At 67.8% G+C, this 13,992-nt stretch carries 14 protein-coding genes; 7 read left to right on the top strand and 7 right to left on the bottom strand.

The window, feature by feature from the left end:
- Positions 1–119: 119 nt before the first annotated feature.
- Entirely contained in the window at positions 120–1,055 is a 936-nt protein-coding gene (locus tag RCO38_RS12745) for a LysR family transcriptional regulator (RefSeq protein ID WP_308328683.1), read from the bottom strand.
- Positions 1,056–1,164: 109 nt separating this feature from the next.
- Between RCO38_RS12745 and RCO38_RS12740 the strand changes: the two genes are divergently transcribed.
- The 3 genes from RCO38_RS12740 to RCO38_RS12730 are packed head-to-tail and all read left to right on the top strand — an operon-like array spanning position 1,165 to position 3,277.
- Positions 1,165–2,463, top strand: coding sequence for an aromatic ring-hydroxylating dioxygenase subunit alpha (locus tag RCO38_RS12740; protein WP_308328682.1), 1,299 nt, complete (start codon positions 1,165–1,167; stop codon positions 2,461–2,463).
- A complete protein-coding gene (locus tag RCO38_RS12735) occupies positions 2,460–2,951 on the top strand; it encodes an aromatic-ring-hydroxylating dioxygenase subunit beta (protein WP_308328681.1) in 492 nt (163 codons plus the stop codon). The genes RCO38_RS12740 and RCO38_RS12735 overlap by 4 nt, the downstream gene beginning before the upstream one ends.
- Positions 2,952–2,965: 14 nt before the next feature.
- The gene (locus RCO38_RS12730; RefSeq protein ID WP_308328680.1) at positions 2,966–3,277 is read left to right on the top strand and encodes a non-heme iron oxygenase ferredoxin subunit; all 312 of its coding nucleotides are present in this window, start codon (positions 2,966–2,968) and stop codon (positions 3,275–3,277) included.
- On the opposite strand, the gene queA is transcribed toward RCO38_RS12730, so the two are convergent.
- Positions 3,260–4,372, bottom strand: a complete 1,113-nt coding sequence (gene queA / locus RCO38_RS12725) for a tRNA preQ1(34) S-adenosylmethionine ribosyltransferase-isomerase QueA (protein ID WP_308328679.1) — start codon at positions 4,370–4,372, stop codon at positions 3,260–3,262. The genes RCO38_RS12730 and queA overlap by 18 nt on opposite strands.
- A gap of 67 nt (positions 4,373–4,439) precedes the next feature.
- On the opposite strand from queA, the gene recG reads away from it, so the two are divergent.
- From recG to ubiA, 3 genes are read left to right on the top strand one after another with little or no spacing between them, the layout of a single operon-like run.
- Positions 4,440–6,551, top strand: coding sequence for an ATP-dependent DNA helicase RecG (gene recG / locus RCO38_RS12720; RefSeq protein WP_308328678.1), 2,112 nt, complete (start codon positions 4,440–4,442; stop codon positions 6,549–6,551).
- Positions 6,552–6,588: 37 nt separating this feature from the next.
- Positions 6,589–7,548 carry a hydrogen peroxide-inducible genes activator gene (locus RCO38_RS12715; protein WP_308328677.1) on the top strand — a complete coding sequence of 320 codons (960 nt, stop codon included), beginning with the start codon at positions 6,589–6,591 and terminating at the stop codon, positions 7,546–7,548.
- Positions 7,545–8,423, top strand: a complete 879-nt coding sequence (ubiA, locus tag RCO38_RS12710) for a 4-hydroxybenzoate octaprenyltransferase (protein ID WP_308328676.1) — start codon at positions 7,545–7,547, stop codon at positions 8,421–8,423. Before RCO38_RS12715 ends, ubiA begins: the two co-directional genes overlap by 4 nt.
- A 216-nt stretch (positions 8,424–8,639) precedes the next feature.
- Here ubiA and RCO38_RS12705 read toward each other — a convergent pair whose 3' ends face one another.
- The 5 genes from RCO38_RS12705 to RCO38_RS12685 form a co-directional block, all read right to left on the bottom strand.
- Positions 8,640–8,990, bottom strand: a complete 351-nt coding sequence (locus tag RCO38_RS12705) for a hypothetical protein (RefSeq protein WP_308328675.1) — start codon at positions 8,988–8,990, stop codon at positions 8,640–8,642.
- Entirely contained in the window at positions 8,987–9,154 is a 168-nt protein-coding gene (locus RCO38_RS12700; protein ID WP_308328674.1) for a hypothetical protein, read from the bottom strand. The genes RCO38_RS12705 and RCO38_RS12700 overlap by 4 nt, the downstream gene beginning before the upstream one ends.
- Positions 9,155–9,595: 441 nt before the next feature.
- On the bottom strand, positions 9,596–10,423 hold the full coding sequence (gene proC, locus RCO38_RS12695; protein ID WP_308328673.1) for a pyrroline-5-carboxylate reductase: 828 nt from the start codon (positions 10,421–10,423) through the stop codon (positions 9,596–9,598).
- A gap of 26 nt (positions 10,424–10,449) precedes the next feature.
- On the bottom strand, positions 10,450–11,943 hold the full coding sequence (glpK, locus tag RCO38_RS12690; RefSeq protein ID WP_308328672.1) for a glycerol kinase GlpK: 1,494 nt from the start codon (positions 11,941–11,943) through the stop codon (positions 10,450–10,452).
- A 33-nt stretch (positions 11,944–11,976) separates the two neighbouring features.
- Complete coding sequence (locus RCO38_RS12685) at positions 11,977–12,753, bottom strand: DeoR/GlpR family DNA-binding transcription regulator (RefSeq protein ID WP_308328671.1); 777 nt, start codon at positions 12,751–12,753, stop codon at positions 11,977–11,979.
- Between the two features lie 159 nt (positions 12,754–12,912).
- Here RCO38_RS12685 and RCO38_RS12680 point away from each other — a divergent pair, with 159 nt between their 5' ends.
- Positions 12,913–13,992, top strand: a complete 1,080-nt coding sequence (locus RCO38_RS12680) for an ABC transporter ATP-binding protein (RefSeq protein WP_308328670.1) — start codon at positions 12,913–12,915, stop codon at positions 13,990–13,992.

Raw genomic sequence — 13,992 nt, 5'->3', positions numbered from 1 at the left:
GCGCGTCCAGGGCCTGCAGTCGGGTGTGTTCACGGCTGCTGCACAAATGTCACATCCGAGGGCTTCGCTGTAGCACTTTTGTCTCGAAGCCTGTGACCAATGGATACCTTGTCGCACCGTCAGAGGCCGTCCACCGCGGCCGCGGCCGTGCCAAAGCGCTGCGCCACCAGGCCGCGCAGCCACTGGTGACCGGGGTCGCGGTGCAGGTGGGCGTGCCAGAGCTGGGCGATGGTGCTGGCCGGCAGGCGCAGGGTCAGCGGGCGGGCCACCAGCGCGTGCGGGCCGGCCAGGCGCTCGGCCAGGCGCTCGGGCACGGTCGCCACCAGGTCGGTGCTGCCCAGCACCTGGCCCAGCGCCACGTAGTGAGGCACGGTCAGCTGCACCTGGCGCGCCACGCCCAGGCGCTGCAGCGCCTCGTCCACCTGGCCGTGGCCGGTGCCGGCCGAGACCACGCGCACATGGGCGGCCTGCCGGTACTGCGTGGCGTTCAGCGGGGCGGCGCTGGCGGTGGCCAGCGGGTGGCCGGCGCGCATCAGCGCCACATAGCGCTGGCGGAACAGCGCCTGCTGGAAGAAGCCCGCCTGCAGCTGTGGCAGCGAACCCAGGGCGAGGTCCACCCGGCCTGCCGCCATGTCCTCGCGCAGCGCGGCGTCGGCCACCGGCACGCAGCGCAGCGTGACCCCCGGCGCCTCGCGGGCCAGCGCGTCCATCAGCACTGGCAGGAAGTAGATCTCGCCCACGTCGGTCATGGCCAGGGTGAAGCAGCGCTCACTGGTGGCCGGGTCGAAGCTGGCGCGCACGTTCAGCGCGCCCTGCAGCCCCCGCAGCGCCTGCGCCACCGGTTCGGCCAGCTGCAGCGCGTAGGGCGTGGGCGCCATGCCCGTGGGCGTGCGCAGGAACAGCTCGTCGTCCAGCAGGTCGCGCAGCCGGCGCAGCGCGTTGCTCACGGCCGGCTGGCTCAGCCCCAGCGACTCGGCCACGCGCGAGACCCGGCCGTCCTGCACCAGTCGGTCGAACACCACCAGCAGGTTGAGGTCGATCTCGGTGAGCTTCATGGTGTATTCACATTCACGATGTGAATACAGCGTATCACGCCGATTCCCTTGCCGGATGGCTGGCCGGCCGCGATCATGCGGCTCACAAGAACACCCCCGGAGACACGCCATGTCCGTTCCCCCCGACGCCCTGCACTGGGAGGGCGGCGGCACCAGCCGCATTCCCTTTGCCGTGTACACCGACGAACAGCGCCACCAGCGCGAACTCGACCGCTTTTTCTACCAAGGCCACTGGTGCTACGTGGGCCTGGAAGCCGAGGTTCCGAACCCGGGCGACTTCAAGCGCACCGTGGTCGGCGAGCGCTCGGTCATCATGACCCGCGCGGCCGACGGGCTGATCCACGTGGTGGAGAACGTGTGCGCGCACCGTGGCATGCGCTTCTGTCGCAAGCGCCACGGCAACCAGAGCGAGTTCGTCTGCCCCTACCACCAGTGGAGCTACGCGCCCAACGGCGACCTGCAGGGCGTGCCGTTCCGGCGCGGCGTGCGGCAGGATGGCAAGGTCAACGGCGGCATGCCGGCCGACTTCAACCCCAAGGACCACGCGCTCACCAAGCTCAAGGTGGCGGTGCGCGGCGGCGTGGTGTTCGCCAGCTTCGACCAAGAGGTCGAGTCTCTCGAAGACTACATGGGGCCGACCATCCTGCGTTACTTCGACCGCCTGTTCAACGGCCGCAAGCTCTCCATCCTGGGCTACAACCGCCAGCGCATCCCGGGCAACTGGAAGCTGATGCAGGAGAACATCAAGGACCCCTACCACCCGGGCCTGCTGCACACCTGGTTCGTCACCTTCGGCCTCTGGCGCGCCGACAACAAGAGCGAGCTGCGCATGGACGCGCAGCACCGCCACGCCGCCATGGTCTCCACGCGCGGCAGCATGGGCCAGGCCAGCGGTCAGGCGGCGCAGGTGACCCAGGTGTCGAGCTTCAAGGAAAGCATGCAGCTCGAAGACCCGCGCTTCCTGGACATCGTGCCCGAGCCCTGGTGGCAGCTGGAAGACAAGACGCCTACGGCCGTCATGACGACCTTGTTCCCCAGCGTGATCTTCCAGCAGCAGGTCAACAGCGTCAGCACCCGCCACATCCAGCCCGATGGTCACGGTGCCTTCGACTTCGTGTGGACGCATTTCGGTTTCGAGGACGACACGCCCGAGATGACCGAGCGCCGGCTGCGGCAGGCCAACCTGTTCGGCCCGGCCGGTTTCGTGAGCGCCGACGACGGCGAGGTGATCGAGTTCTCGCAGCAGGCCTTCGAGAGCAAGCCGCAGCACCGCGCGCTGGCCGAGCTGGGCGGGCGCGAGGTGGGCGAGACCGACCACATGGTGACCGAGACGCTGATCCGCGGCATGTACGGGTACTGGCGAAAAGTCATGGAAGCACCGGAGCAGAACGAAGGAGGTGCCGCATGAGCGCCCTCGACAAAGTCGACTTCGACACCTGGCAGGCGCTGCAGCAGCTCTACAGCGACTACGCCTCGGCCGTCGACAGCGGCGACTGGGACCTGTGGCCGTTTTTTTTCACAACGGACTGCGTCTACAAGCTGCAGCCGCGCGAGAACCACGAGCGCGGATTCCCGCTGTCGACGCTGGCCTTCGACAGCCAGGCCATGCTGCGCGACCGCGTGTATGGCATCAAGGAAACCCTGTTCCACGATCCCTACTACCAGCGGCACGTGGTGGGGGCGCCGGTCGTTCGGCAGATCGACGACCAGGGCCGACTGCACTGCGAGGCCAACTACGCCGTGTTCCGCACCAAGCTCGATGGACCGAGCACGGTGTTCAACGTGGGGCGCTATCTGGACATCGTGGCGAAGACGTCCGACGGCCTGAAGTTTGCGCAACGTCTCTGCGTCTACGACAGCGAGATGATCCCCAACTCCATCATCTACCCCATCTGAACAGGACGGCTTTCATGAGCAACTGGACCGACGTGGCCGCCGAGGCCGATCTGTTCGAAGGCGCGGGCATCCCGGTGGCGCCGGGCGGGCGCGACATCGCGCTGTTCGCGGTGGAGGGCGAGGTGTTCGCCACCGACAACCTCTGCACCCACGGCAACGCCAGGCTGTGCGACGGCTTCGTGGAGGGCCACGAGATCGAATGCCCGTTCCACCAGGGCCGCTTCGACCTGCGCACGGGCGACGCGACGCTGCCGCCCTGCACCCAGCCGATCAGGACATGGCCGGTGAAGGTGGAGGGCGGGCGGGTGCTACTGGACCTGGGCTGAGCGCGCCAGCAGCATCGCGTCGCCGTAGCTGAAGAAGCGGTAGCCCTGCGCCACTGCGTGGCGGTAGAGCGCCATCACGTGCTCGTACCCGGCGAAGGCGCTGACCAGCATCATCAGCGTGCTCTTGGGCAGGTGGAAGTTGGTCACCAGCACATCCACCACGCGAAAGCGAAAGCCGGGCGTGATGAAGATGTTGGTGTCGCCCTGCAGCTCGCCGGTTTTCGCCCAGCTCTCCAGCGTGCGCACCGTGGTCGTGCCCACCGCGACCACACGGCCGCCGCGCGCGTGGCAATCGGTGATGGCCTGAACCGTAGCTGGCGGAATGGCGTAGCGCTCGTGGTGCATCACGTGCTCTTCGATGCGCTCGGTCTTCATCGGCGCGAAGGTGCCGGCACCCACGTGCAGCGTCACGCTGGCGCGCTGCACGCCGCAGGCTTCCAGCGCAGACAACACGCCTTCGTCGAAGTGGAGCGCCGCGGTGGGTGCGGCCACGGCGCCGGGCACGCGCGCGAACACAGTCTGGTAGCGGCGTTCGTCCTCGGCGTCGTCGCCGTGTGTGATGTAGGGCGGCAGCGGCACATGGCCGTGGCGCGCCATCAGCGTGTACGGGTCTTCGCCGGCGGGGCCTTCGAGCCGCAGGCGGAACAGCTGGCCCTGCTCGTCGGGCCAGCGGCCGATGAACACCGCGTCGAAGCCACCGCCTTTGAGGCCGCCCGCCAGGTGCAGGCGACCGCCGGGCAGGGGTTTCTTGCTCACCCGCAGGTGGCCGACGACCTCGTTGGCCGAGCCGTCCAGCGACTCGTGCGGCAGCAGCACGCGCTCGATCAGCAGCTCCAGCTTGCCGCCACTGGCTTTTTCGCCAAACAGACGGGCTTTCACGACTTGTGTGTCGTTGAACACCAGCAGGTCGCCCGGCTGCAGCAGGCCGGGCAGCTCGCGGAAGATGCGGTCCACCGGCTGCGGCCCGGTGCCGTCGAGCAGGCGCGAGGCGCTGCGTTCGGCGGCCGGGTGCTGGGCGATCAGGTGCTCGGGGAGGTTGAAATCGAAGTCGGCGACGGTGAAGTGGCGAGCCGAAGAAGGCGAAGAAGAAGTCATGCTGCTTGAGGGCCGGACGGGGCCCGTTCCAAGTGGGTATGGATGGAAATACAGGCAGAATTCTCCCATGCCCGACGCACCGTCCACCGTACCGCGCAAGGAACTCTCTGCTCCGCAGAAAGCCATGCACAAGCTCGGCCTGGTGCGCGACATCGACCTGGCGCTGCACCTGCCGCTGCGCTACGAAGACGAGACCCGCATCGTCACCCTGCACGACGCGCGCGACGGCGAGGTGGTGCAAGTCGAGGGCGTGGTGACGAAGCAGGACATCCAGTACCGGCCGCGCCGCCAGCTGCTGGTGACACTGGACGACGGCAGCGACACCTGCACCCTGCGCTTCTTCAGCTTCTACCCCTCGCACCAGAAGACCCTGGCGGTCGGCGCGCGGGTGCGCGTGCGCGGCGAGGTGCGGGGCGGCTTCATGGGCAAGACCATGATGCACCCGGCCTTCCACGCGGCCGGCGGGGAACTGCCCGAGGCGCTGACCCCCGTCTACCCCACCAGCGCCCAGCTGCCGCAGGCTTATCTGCGCAAGGCCGTGGTGTCGGGCCTCAAGCGCGCCGAACTCAGCGAAACCCTGCCGCAGCCGGTGCTGACCTCGCTGCAGGACACGCTGCGGGGGTTGCGTGCGCCGCTGATGTCGCTGCGCCAGGCGCTGGAATACCTGCACCACCCGGGACCGGACGTGTCGCTCGCCGCGCTGGAAGACCGCAGCCACCCGGCTTGGCAACGGCTCAAGGCCGAGGAGCTGCTGGCGCAGCAGCTCTCGCAGCTGCAGGCCAAGCGCGAGCGCGACGCGCTGCGTGCGCCAGCGCTGCAGACGGCGCCTGGTGGCCTGCACGAACAGTTGCTGGCGGCCCTGCCGTTTGCGCTGACCGCCGCCCAGCGCCGCGTGGGCGAAGAGATCGCGCGCGACCTGCATCGCCAGGTGCCCATGCACCGCCTGCTGCAGGGCGACGTGGGCTCGGGCAAGACCGTGGTGGCCGCGCTCGCCGCCGCGATCGCCATCGACAGCGGCTGGCAGTGCGCACTGATGGCGCCGACCGAGATCCTGGCCGAACAGCATTTCGCCAAGCTGATCGGCTGGCTGGAACCGCTGCTCGAACCCCTGGGCAAGCGCGTGGCCTGGCTCACCGGCAGCCAGAAGAAAAAGCAGCGCAGCGAGATGCTCGAACTCATCGCCAGCGGTGAGGCGGCGCTGGTGGTCGGCACGCACGCCGTGATCCAGGACCAGGTGCAGTTCAAAAACCTCGCGCTGGCCATCATCGACGAGCAGCACCGCTTCGGTGTGGCGCAGCGGCTGGCGCTGCGCAGCAAGATGGGGGGCGCCGAGCTGGGGGCCGGGGAACCGCACCTGCTCATGATGTCGGCCACGCCCATTCCGCGCACCCTTGCGATGAGCTACTACGCCGACCTGGATGTCTCGACCATCGACGAGCTGCCGCCGGGCCGCACGCCCATCGTGACCAAGGTGGTGTCCGACAGCCGCCGCCACGAGGTGATCGAGCGCATCCACGCCCAGGTGACCGAGGGCCGGCAGGTTTACTGGGTCTGCCCGCTGATCGAAGAAAGCGAGGCCATCGATCTGTCGAACGCCACGGAAACCCATGCGGAATTGAGTCAGCTGCTGCCGGGCGTGCTCGTCGGCCTGCTGCACTCGCGCATGCCGGTGGCCGAGAAGAAGGCGGTGATGAGTCTGTTCAGCGGCGGCCACATGGGCGTGCTGGTCTCGACCACCGTGATCGAGGTGGGGGTGGACGTGCCCAATGCCTCGCTGATGGTGATTGAGCACGCCGAGCGCTTCGGCCTGAGCCAGCTGCACCAGCTGCGTGGGCGGGTGGGGCGCGGGGCGGCCGCCTCGGCCTGCGTGCTGCTCTACACACCCAACGAAGGCGGTCGGCTGGGCGAAACCGCCCGCGAGCGCCTCAAGGCCATGGCCGAGACCAACGACGGTTTCGAGATCGCCCGGCGCGACCTAGAAATCCGTGGACCGGGAGAGTTCCTGGGAGCGCGCCAGTCCGGTGCGCCATTGCTGCGCTTCGCCGACCTGGCGACCGACACCCACCTGCTGGAATGGGCGCGCGCGGCGGCGGCCGAGATGCTCACCCGCTTCCCGGAAGCGGCCGAGCGGCATGTGGGCCGCTGGCTCGGGACAAAGGCCGAGTACCTGAAGGCCTGAACGGATTTGCTATCGATGTCGGGCGCAAAATAGCGGCATGACATTGACGGAACTGAAATACATCGTGGCCGTGGCGCGCGAGAAGCACTTCGGCAAGGCCGCCGAGGCCTGTTTCGTGTCGCAGCCCACGCTGTCCGTGGCGATCAAGAAGCTCGAGGAGGAGCTGGAGCTCAAGATCTTCGAGCGCAATGCCAGCGAGATCGCGGTCACGCCGCTGGGCGAGCAGATCGTGCGGCAGGCGCAGACCGTGCTGGAGCAGGCCGCCGCGATCAAGGAGATCGCCAAGCGCGGCAAAGACCCGCTGGCCGGCCCGCTCAAGCTGGGTGTGATCTACACCATCGGCCCCTACATCCTGCCGGCGCTGGTGCGTCAGGTGATCGAGCGCACGCCGCAAATGCCGCTGATGCTGCAGGAGAACTTCACCGTCAAGCTGCTGGAGCAGCTGCGCCTGGGCGAGATCGACTGCGCCATCCTGGCCGAGCCCTTCCCGGACACCAACCTCGCCATCGCGCCGCTCTACGACGAGCCCTTCATGGCCGCCGTGCCGGCCAGCCACCCGCTGGCCAAGCGCAAGGCCATCACCACCGACGAAATCAAGAACGAGACCATGCTGCTGCTGGGCACCGGCCACTGTTTCCGCGACCATGTGCTGGAGGTCTGTCCCGAGTTCGCGCGCTTCTCCAGCGACACCGAAGGCATCCGCAAGAGCTTCGAAGGCTCCTCGCTGGAGACCATCAAGCACATGGTGGCGGCCGGCATGGGCGTGACCCTGGTGCCGCGCCTGTCGGTGCCCCGTTCGGCGCTCGACGGTTCGGCCGACCACTCGCAGGACATGGGCGATGCCGCCTTCGTGCACTACCTGCCGTTCGACGGCGACCCGCCGACGCGGCGCGTGGTGCTGGCCTGGCGGCGCAGCTTCACCCGCTACGAAGCCATCGCCGAACTGCGCAACGCCATCTACGCCTGCGAGCTGCCGGGCGTCCATCGTTTGTCATGAGTACCTCCGTGTTGCCCGAATCGCGCCCGTCCAAGCTGGCGCTCTACCTCGACCTGATCCGCTGGAACCGGCCCGCCGGCTGGCTGCTGCTGCTCTGGCCCTCGCTGTCGGCGCTGTGGATTGCGGCCCAGGGTTTTCCGGGCTGGCATTTGCTGGTGGTGTTCGTGCTGGGCACCATCCTGATGCGCAGCGCGGGCTGCTGCGTCAACGACGTGGCCGACCGCGAGTTCGACAAACACGTCAAGCGCACCGCGCAGCGGCCCGTGACCAGCGGGCGGGTGGGCGTGAAGGAGGCGCTGGCGGTGGGCGGCGTGCTGGCCTTCGTGGCCTTCCTGCTGGTGCTGACCACCAACACCGCGACCATTGCCTGGTCGGTGCTCGGTCTGGTGCTCTCGCTGATCTACCCCTACGCCAAACGCCATGTGTCCATGCCGCAGGCGGTGCTGGGCGTGGCCTTCAGCTTCGGCATTCCGATGGCGTTCGCCGCCGTGACCGAGGCCGTGCCCTGGCAAGCCTGGGCGCTGATGGCGGGCAACCTGTTCTGGGTGCTGGCCTACGACACCGAATACGCCATGGTGGACCGCGACGACGACCTGAAGATCGGCATGAAGACCTCGGCCATCACGCTGGGCGACGCCGACGTTCCGGCGATCATCGCGTTCTACCTCGTGTTCCTGGGCGTCTGGACCGCCGTGCTCTGGGGTCTGGTGAATCCGCTGGTCTGGGGCGCGATGCTGGTGGTGGCGCTGGCCCAGGTCGTCTGGCACTGGCGGCTCATCAAGGACCGCACCCGCGAAGGCTGCTTCAAGGCCTTCCGCCTGAACCACTGGCTGGGGTTCACGGTGTTTGTGGGTGTGGTGCTCGGGTTGGTGTGACGTGCGATGCGTTTCAGTCGCGGCGCTTCTTCGGCCCACGGAGGCGCCGTGCCCTGCTCCGCGGCTGTCCCCCGGCGGCTGGAGCCGCCTCCTCCTTTATGCCGCTGCGCAGGGCACACCGTTCCCGTGGGTCGCCCTTCAGCTGCGGAATCAGACGTCCAACGTTGAAGCTGAGCCGCGAGCGGCGGCCCTGCCGACGCGAGTTGGCTCGAGTGGTTAGGCATCTTGCACACGACTCTTCAGGAATTTTGTGGCGTGCCGCAGCCGCTTCTCGGTCAGCATTTCCCAGTGTTGAACCATCCTAAGCGCCACCACTCCTGCTTCCATTCCCCGAATATTCACGGCCTCGTCGACAAGGGAAAAACCGCTCTTGCTCCTGAGAGAGCCCTTCGACCGAATCCATCCTCTTTCTCGCTCCGCGGACCAGACGGAATGGACAATCTTGTTCCGGTACTCCTCTGCCGCGTAGAGTGCTGCTCGCGCCACCGAAATTGGTACACCGTAGTGGTGCTTGGCCCGCCGTGGAAAGAGCTCGCAGAGCAAATCAACTTTCTGCTTGTAGCTCATCGCGCGGCCAGGACGACATGACGATCTTCAAGGACTTTCATCTGAAGAAGTCCAGTCAGCGCCTCAGCAACCCACAGTTCTACTACCTGAAACGTGACGACGGTCTCTCCGATTGCACGGAATAGCCGGTCTCGGCGCTCGGCGCTCAAGGATGAATGGGTCATGGTGATCGGTGATGCCTAACTTTGATTAGAACCGGCAAAGCACCGAATGCCCACAGTCGCTGCCGTTAAAAAAGTAGATTGAAACTTGCGAAAAGTTATTGAAATCAACCAGTTGGCTCACGCTGACCGGTCGGGGAGCAGATATATCAGATTCGACAACCCCGACCAAGTCCGAGACAAATCACCGTGATACCAGTCAGACCAGACGATCACATTGCCAGTCTGCGTTGGCTTTCACGGTTGAACTCCAATTCGTTACTGATCGCTGCGACCGGGATGGCTGTTTCACGGACGTCTGCCATATGCCTGCTACGGGTCGATTCCGGTCTTCGCCCGCCAATCCCACTCGCGGATGCGGTGTGCTCTGCGCAGCGGCATCAAGGAGGAGGCGGCTCCGGCCGCCGGGGGACAGCTGCGGAGCAGAGCGCACTGCATCCAAGACTATTTCCCGAATTCCCGACCCAGTTCGGCCGCACGGGTCTGCGCGGCGACCAGCGCCTTCTCGAACAGTGCCTTCATGTCCGATCCTTCCATCGACGTGATGGCCGCGTAGGTCGTGCCGCCCTTGGAGGTGACCCGCTCGCGCAGCAGCTGCGGCGGGTCGTCCGAGCGCTGGGCCAGGGTGGCCGCGCCGACGAACGTGCCCACAGCCAGCTGGTAGGCCACCTCGGGCGCCAGTCCCATGCGGGCGCCCGCGTCGCGCATGGCTTCGAGGAAATAGAACACATAGGCCGGGCCGGAGCCCGAGAGTGCGGTCACGGCGTCCAGATCGGCTTCGACGTTCACCCAGACCAGTTCGCCCGTCGTGCGCACCACGCGCTCGACCAGGGCCTTGTCGTCGGCCTTGACGGCGGCGCGCGCCATCAGGCCGGTCATGCCCAGGCCGACCAGGGCGGGGGTGTTGGGCATAGCGCGCACGATGCGCTCGCTGCCCAGCCAGGCGGCGATGCTCTCGCTGGTGATGCCGGCGGCCACGCTCAGGTGCAGCGCACCTTCGACATGGGCGCGGGCCGCGGCGGCGGCGTCCTTGAAAGTCTGCGGCTTGACGGCCCAGACCACGAGATCCGAGGGCCTCAGCTCCGCGCTGGCAGCGGACAGCACGGCCATGCCGGGGAACTGTTGCGCCAGCTTCGCGCGCTGCTCGTCCCAGGGCTCGACCACCTGCAGGGCGCTGGCGGGGTGGCCCTGGCGGACCAGGCCGCCGATGATGGCGCTGGCCATGTTGCCGCCGCCGATGAAGGTGATGAGGGGATGAGTGGACATGTTCATGCCGGAATTGTCGCCGCCCCCGGTGCTCAGGGCGCTGTCGTCTGCCTGACCGCGTGCTCCCACTCGGCCATCTTTTCGGCGGCGCGCTCGCGTGAGAGCGTCGGATGGAACACCCGCTCGGCGCGCCACTGTTTCGAGAGTTCGTCGAGTCCGGCGTAGACCCCGCACTGCAGGCCCGCGAGGTAGGCGGCGCCCAGCGCGGTGGTCTCGATCACGGCCGGCCGCACCACCGGGATGCCCAGCAGGTCGGCCTGGATCTGCATCAGCAGGTCGTTGACGCAGGCGCCGCCGTCCACGCGCAGCTCGGCCACCGGCACGCCGCCGCTGGCGACCGCGTCGCGGCTCATGGCGTCGAGCAGGGCCGCGCTCTGGAAGGCGATGCTCTCCAGCGCGGCGCGTGCGATGTGGGCGATGGTGCTGCCGCGCGTGAGGCCGACGATGGCGCCGCGGCTCTCGGGCTGCCAGTAGGGCGCGCCCAGGCCGGTGAAGGCCGGCACCATGATCACACCGCCGGCGTCGGGCACGCTCTCGGCCAGCGCCTGCACCTCGCTGCTGGATGGGATCGCACGCAGGCCGTCGCGCAACCACTGCACCACGGCGCCGCCGATGAACACGCTGCCCTCGAACGCGTACTGCGGTTGGCCCGGCGGCTGCGCGGCGGCGGTGGTGATCAGGCCGTTCTGGCTGGTCTGGAAGCGTTCGCCGTTGTGCATCAGCATGAAGCAGCCGGTGCCGTAGGTGTTCTTGGCCATGCCGGCGCTGAAGCAGGCCTGGCCGAACAGCGCGCTCTGCTGGTCGCCGGCCACGCCGCCAATCACCAGCGGGCCGCCCAGCCATTCGGCGCGCACCTCGCCGAAATGTGCGCTGGAGGGCAGGGCGGTGGGCATCATGGCCGCGGGAATCGTCATGGCCGCCAGCAGTTCCTCGTCCCAGCGCTGGTTGTGCACGTTGAACAGCATGGTGCGGGCGGCGTTGCTGTGGTCGGTCACGTGGGCCGCGCCGCCGGTGAGTTGCCAGATCAGCCAGCTGTCCACCGTGCCGAAGGCCAGCTCGCCGGCTTCGGCCTGGGCGCGCGCGCCGGGCACGTGGTCCAGGATCCACTGCAGCTTGGTGCCCGAGAAATAGGCGTCGATGCGCAGGCCGGTCTTCTGCAGCACCGGCTCGGACAGGCCGCGTTCGCGCAGCGCGGCACAGGTGCTCTCCGCGCGGCGGTCCTGCCAGACGATGGCGTTGTAGACCGGCTCGCCGGTCTTGCGGTTCCACACCACGGTGGTCTCGCGCTGGTTGGTGATGCCCACCGCGCGGATGTCGGCCGCTTTAAGGCCGGCCTTGGCCAGCGCCTCGCGCGCCGTCTCCAGCTGTGTGGTCCAGAGGTCGCGCGGATCGTGTTCGACCCAGCCCGGCTGCGGGTAGATCTGGCGGAACTCGCGCTGCACCATCGCGACGACATGGCCGTCGCGGTCGAACACGATGCTGCGCGAACTGGAGGTGCCCTGGTCCAGGGCCAGCAGATAGCTCATGGGATGTCTCGTCTCTTGGGGGGCTCGAATGAATCAGGCGGCGTCGCGGCCGGCCACCACGCACTCCACATCGCCTTGCGTCAGCAGGGCATCGAAGGGCGGCGGGGGCGGCTCGTCGGTGAACACCACGTCCACCTCGTCCAGCCGCGCCAGCTCCACCATCGCCGGGCGGTTGAACTTGCTGTGGTCGGCCGCCAGCCAGACCTCGCGCGACTGGCCAATGATGGTGCGCGCGACCTTCACTTCGCGGTAGTCGAAGTCGCGCAGCGTGCCGTCGGCCTCGATGCCGCTGATGCCGATCAGGCCGATGTCGACCTTGAACTGGCGCATGAAATCCACCGTGGCCTCGCCGACGATGCCCTGGTCGGCACCGCGCACCTGACCACCGGCCACGATCACTTCGCAGCTGGGGTTGGCGCTCAGCAGGGCGGCCACATGCAGGTTGTTGGTGATGACGCGCAGGCCCTGGTGCTGCATCAGCTCGCGCGCCACGGCCTCGATGGTGGTGCCGATGTTCAGGATCAGCGAGCAGCCGTTGGGCACGCGCTGGGCGATGGCCCGGGCGATGCGGGTCTTGGCGTCGGACTCCATGGCCTGGCGCTGCCGGTAGGCGATGTTTTCGGTGGTGGAGCCGGGCAGGCGCACGCCACCATGGAAGCGCGAGAGCAGGCCGGCTTCGGCCAGGCGCTGCACGTCGCGGCGCACGGTCTGCAGGGTGACGCCGAAACGTTCGGCCAAGGCTTCGATGGTCTGCGGGCCATGGGTGCGCACCACGTCCAGCAGGTGGGTGTGTCGGGGAGCCAGGTTCATGAACAGCGTGCGGTCGGGAACATCGGTGCTCCGAACATAACGGAAAAGGATATGAGGCCGTTAAGGGTAAGTACCGAATCAAGAAGAACAAAAACGAACAATAGAATCGGCGAAACGAAAATAAAACAACAGGCCCGCGGGCCCCTTTCTGGACATCGAATGCAGTTATCCCTGGAGCAGGTGGGCAAGACGGTCGGGCCTTCGGTCCACCTCCACCCCATGAGTCTGAGTCCGGCACCGGATGCCGTCACGGTGCTGCTGGGTGCGACGCAGGCGGGCAAGACCAGCCTGATGCGCCTCATGGCCGGTCTGGACGTGCCGACCTCGGGCCGTGTGCTCGTGGACGGGCGCGACGTCACGGGCACACCGGTGCGCGAGCGCAACGTCGCCATGGTCTACCAGCAGTTCATCAACTACCCGTCGATGACAGTGTTCGACAACATCGCCTCGCCGCTCAAGCTCGGTGGCCGGCCGCGGGCCGAGATCGACCGGCGCGTGCGCGAGCTGGCGGCGCGGCTGCACATCGAGGTGTTCCTCGACCGCCTGCCGGCCGAACTCTCGGGCGGGCAGCAGCAGCGTGTGGCGCTGGCGCGCGCGCTGGCCAAGAACGCGCCCCTGATGCTGCTGGACGAACCGCTGGTGAACCTGGACTACAAGCTGCGCGAGGAGCTGCGCGAAGAACTGACCCAGCTGTTCGCCGCCGGCGACTCCACCGTGGTCTACGCCACCACCGAGCCGGGTGAAGCGCTGCTGCTGGGTGGCTACACGGCGGTGCTCGACCAGGGCGAGCTGCTGCAGTACGGCCCCACGGCCGAGGTGTTCCACCGGCCGAAGTCGCTGCGCGTGGCGCGCGCCTTCAGCGACCCGCCGATGAACCTGCTGGCGGCCGAGGTGGCCGAGGTCGGCGTGCAGCTGCGGGGTGGTCCGCTGCTGGCGGTGGATCTGCCGCAACACGCCTCCCGTGCGCTGACGCTGGGCGTGCGCGCCAGCGCGGTGCGCGTGGCGCCGCGTCCGGGCGATGTGGCCTTGGCCGGTCAGGTCGAGCTGGCCGAAATCTCGGGCTCCGACACCTTTGTGCACGTGCACACCGCGGTCGGCGAGATCGTGGCCCAGCTCACCGGCGTGCATGAGCTCTCCCTGGGCAGCGCGATCACGCTGCACGTGAACCCGGCGCAGGTCTACGCCTTCGACCAATCCGGCGACCTGCTGGTGGCGCCGCAACGCGCGAAGGGAGTCTGA

It is taken from the genome of Hydrogenophaga pseudoflava (assembly GCF_031020795.1).
Taxonomy (GTDB): domain Bacteria; phylum Pseudomonadota; class Gammaproteobacteria; order Burkholderiales; family Burkholderiaceae_C; genus Hydrogenophaga; species Hydrogenophaga pseudoflava_A.
This window is presented reverse-complemented; position numbering and strand designations above follow the sequence as displayed.

Coding starts and splice junctions, on each gene's coding strand:
- ubiA (WP_308328676.1), top strand. CDS start 7,545: ATGAGTACCTCCGTGTTGCCCGAATCGCGCCCGTCCAAGCTGGCGCTC.
- RCO38_RS12705 (WP_308328675.1), bottom strand. CDS start 8,990: ATGAGCTACAAGCAGAAAGTTGATTTGCTCTGCGAGCTCTTTCCACGG.
- RCO38_RS12715 (WP_308328677.1), top strand. CDS start 6,589: ATGACATTGACGGAACTGAAATACATCGTGGCCGTGGCGCGCGAGAAG.
- RCO38_RS12700 (WP_308328674.1), bottom strand. CDS start 9,154: ATGACCCATTCATCCTTGAGCGCCGAGCGCCGAGACCGGCTATTCCGT.
- RCO38_RS12740 (WP_308328682.1), top strand. CDS start 1,165: ATGTCCGTTCCCCCCGACGCCCTGCACTGGGAGGGCGGCGGCACCAGC.
- queA (WP_308328679.1), bottom strand. CDS start 4,372: ATGACTTCTTCTTCGCCTTCTTCGGCTCGCCACTTCACCGTCGCCGAC.
- RCO38_RS12745 (WP_308328683.1), bottom strand. CDS start 1,055: ATGAAGCTCACCGAGATCGACCTCAACCTGCTGGTGGTGTTCGACCGA.
- recG (WP_308328678.1), top strand. CDS start 4,440: ATGCCCGACGCACCGTCCACCGTACCGCGCAAGGAACTCTCTGCTCCG.
- RCO38_RS12685 (WP_308328671.1), bottom strand. CDS start 12,753: ATGAACCTGGCTCCCCGACACACCCACCTGCTGGACGTGGTGCGCACC.
- proC (WP_308328673.1), bottom strand. CDS start 10,423: ATGAACATGTCCACTCATCCCCTCATCACCTTCATCGGCGGCGGCAAC.
- RCO38_RS12730 (WP_308328680.1), top strand. CDS start 2,966: ATGAGCAACTGGACCGACGTGGCCGCCGAGGCCGATCTGTTCGAAGGC.
- RCO38_RS12680 (WP_308328670.1), top strand. CDS start 12,913: ATGCAGTTATCCCTGGAGCAGGTGGGCAAGACGGTCGGGCCTTCGGTC.
- glpK (WP_308328672.1), bottom strand. CDS start 11,943: ATGAGCTATCTGCTGGCCCTGGACCAGGGCACCTCCAGTTCGCGCAGC.
- RCO38_RS12735 (WP_308328681.1), top strand. CDS start 2,460: ATGAGCGCCCTCGACAAAGTCGACTTCGACACCTGGCAGGCGCTGCAG.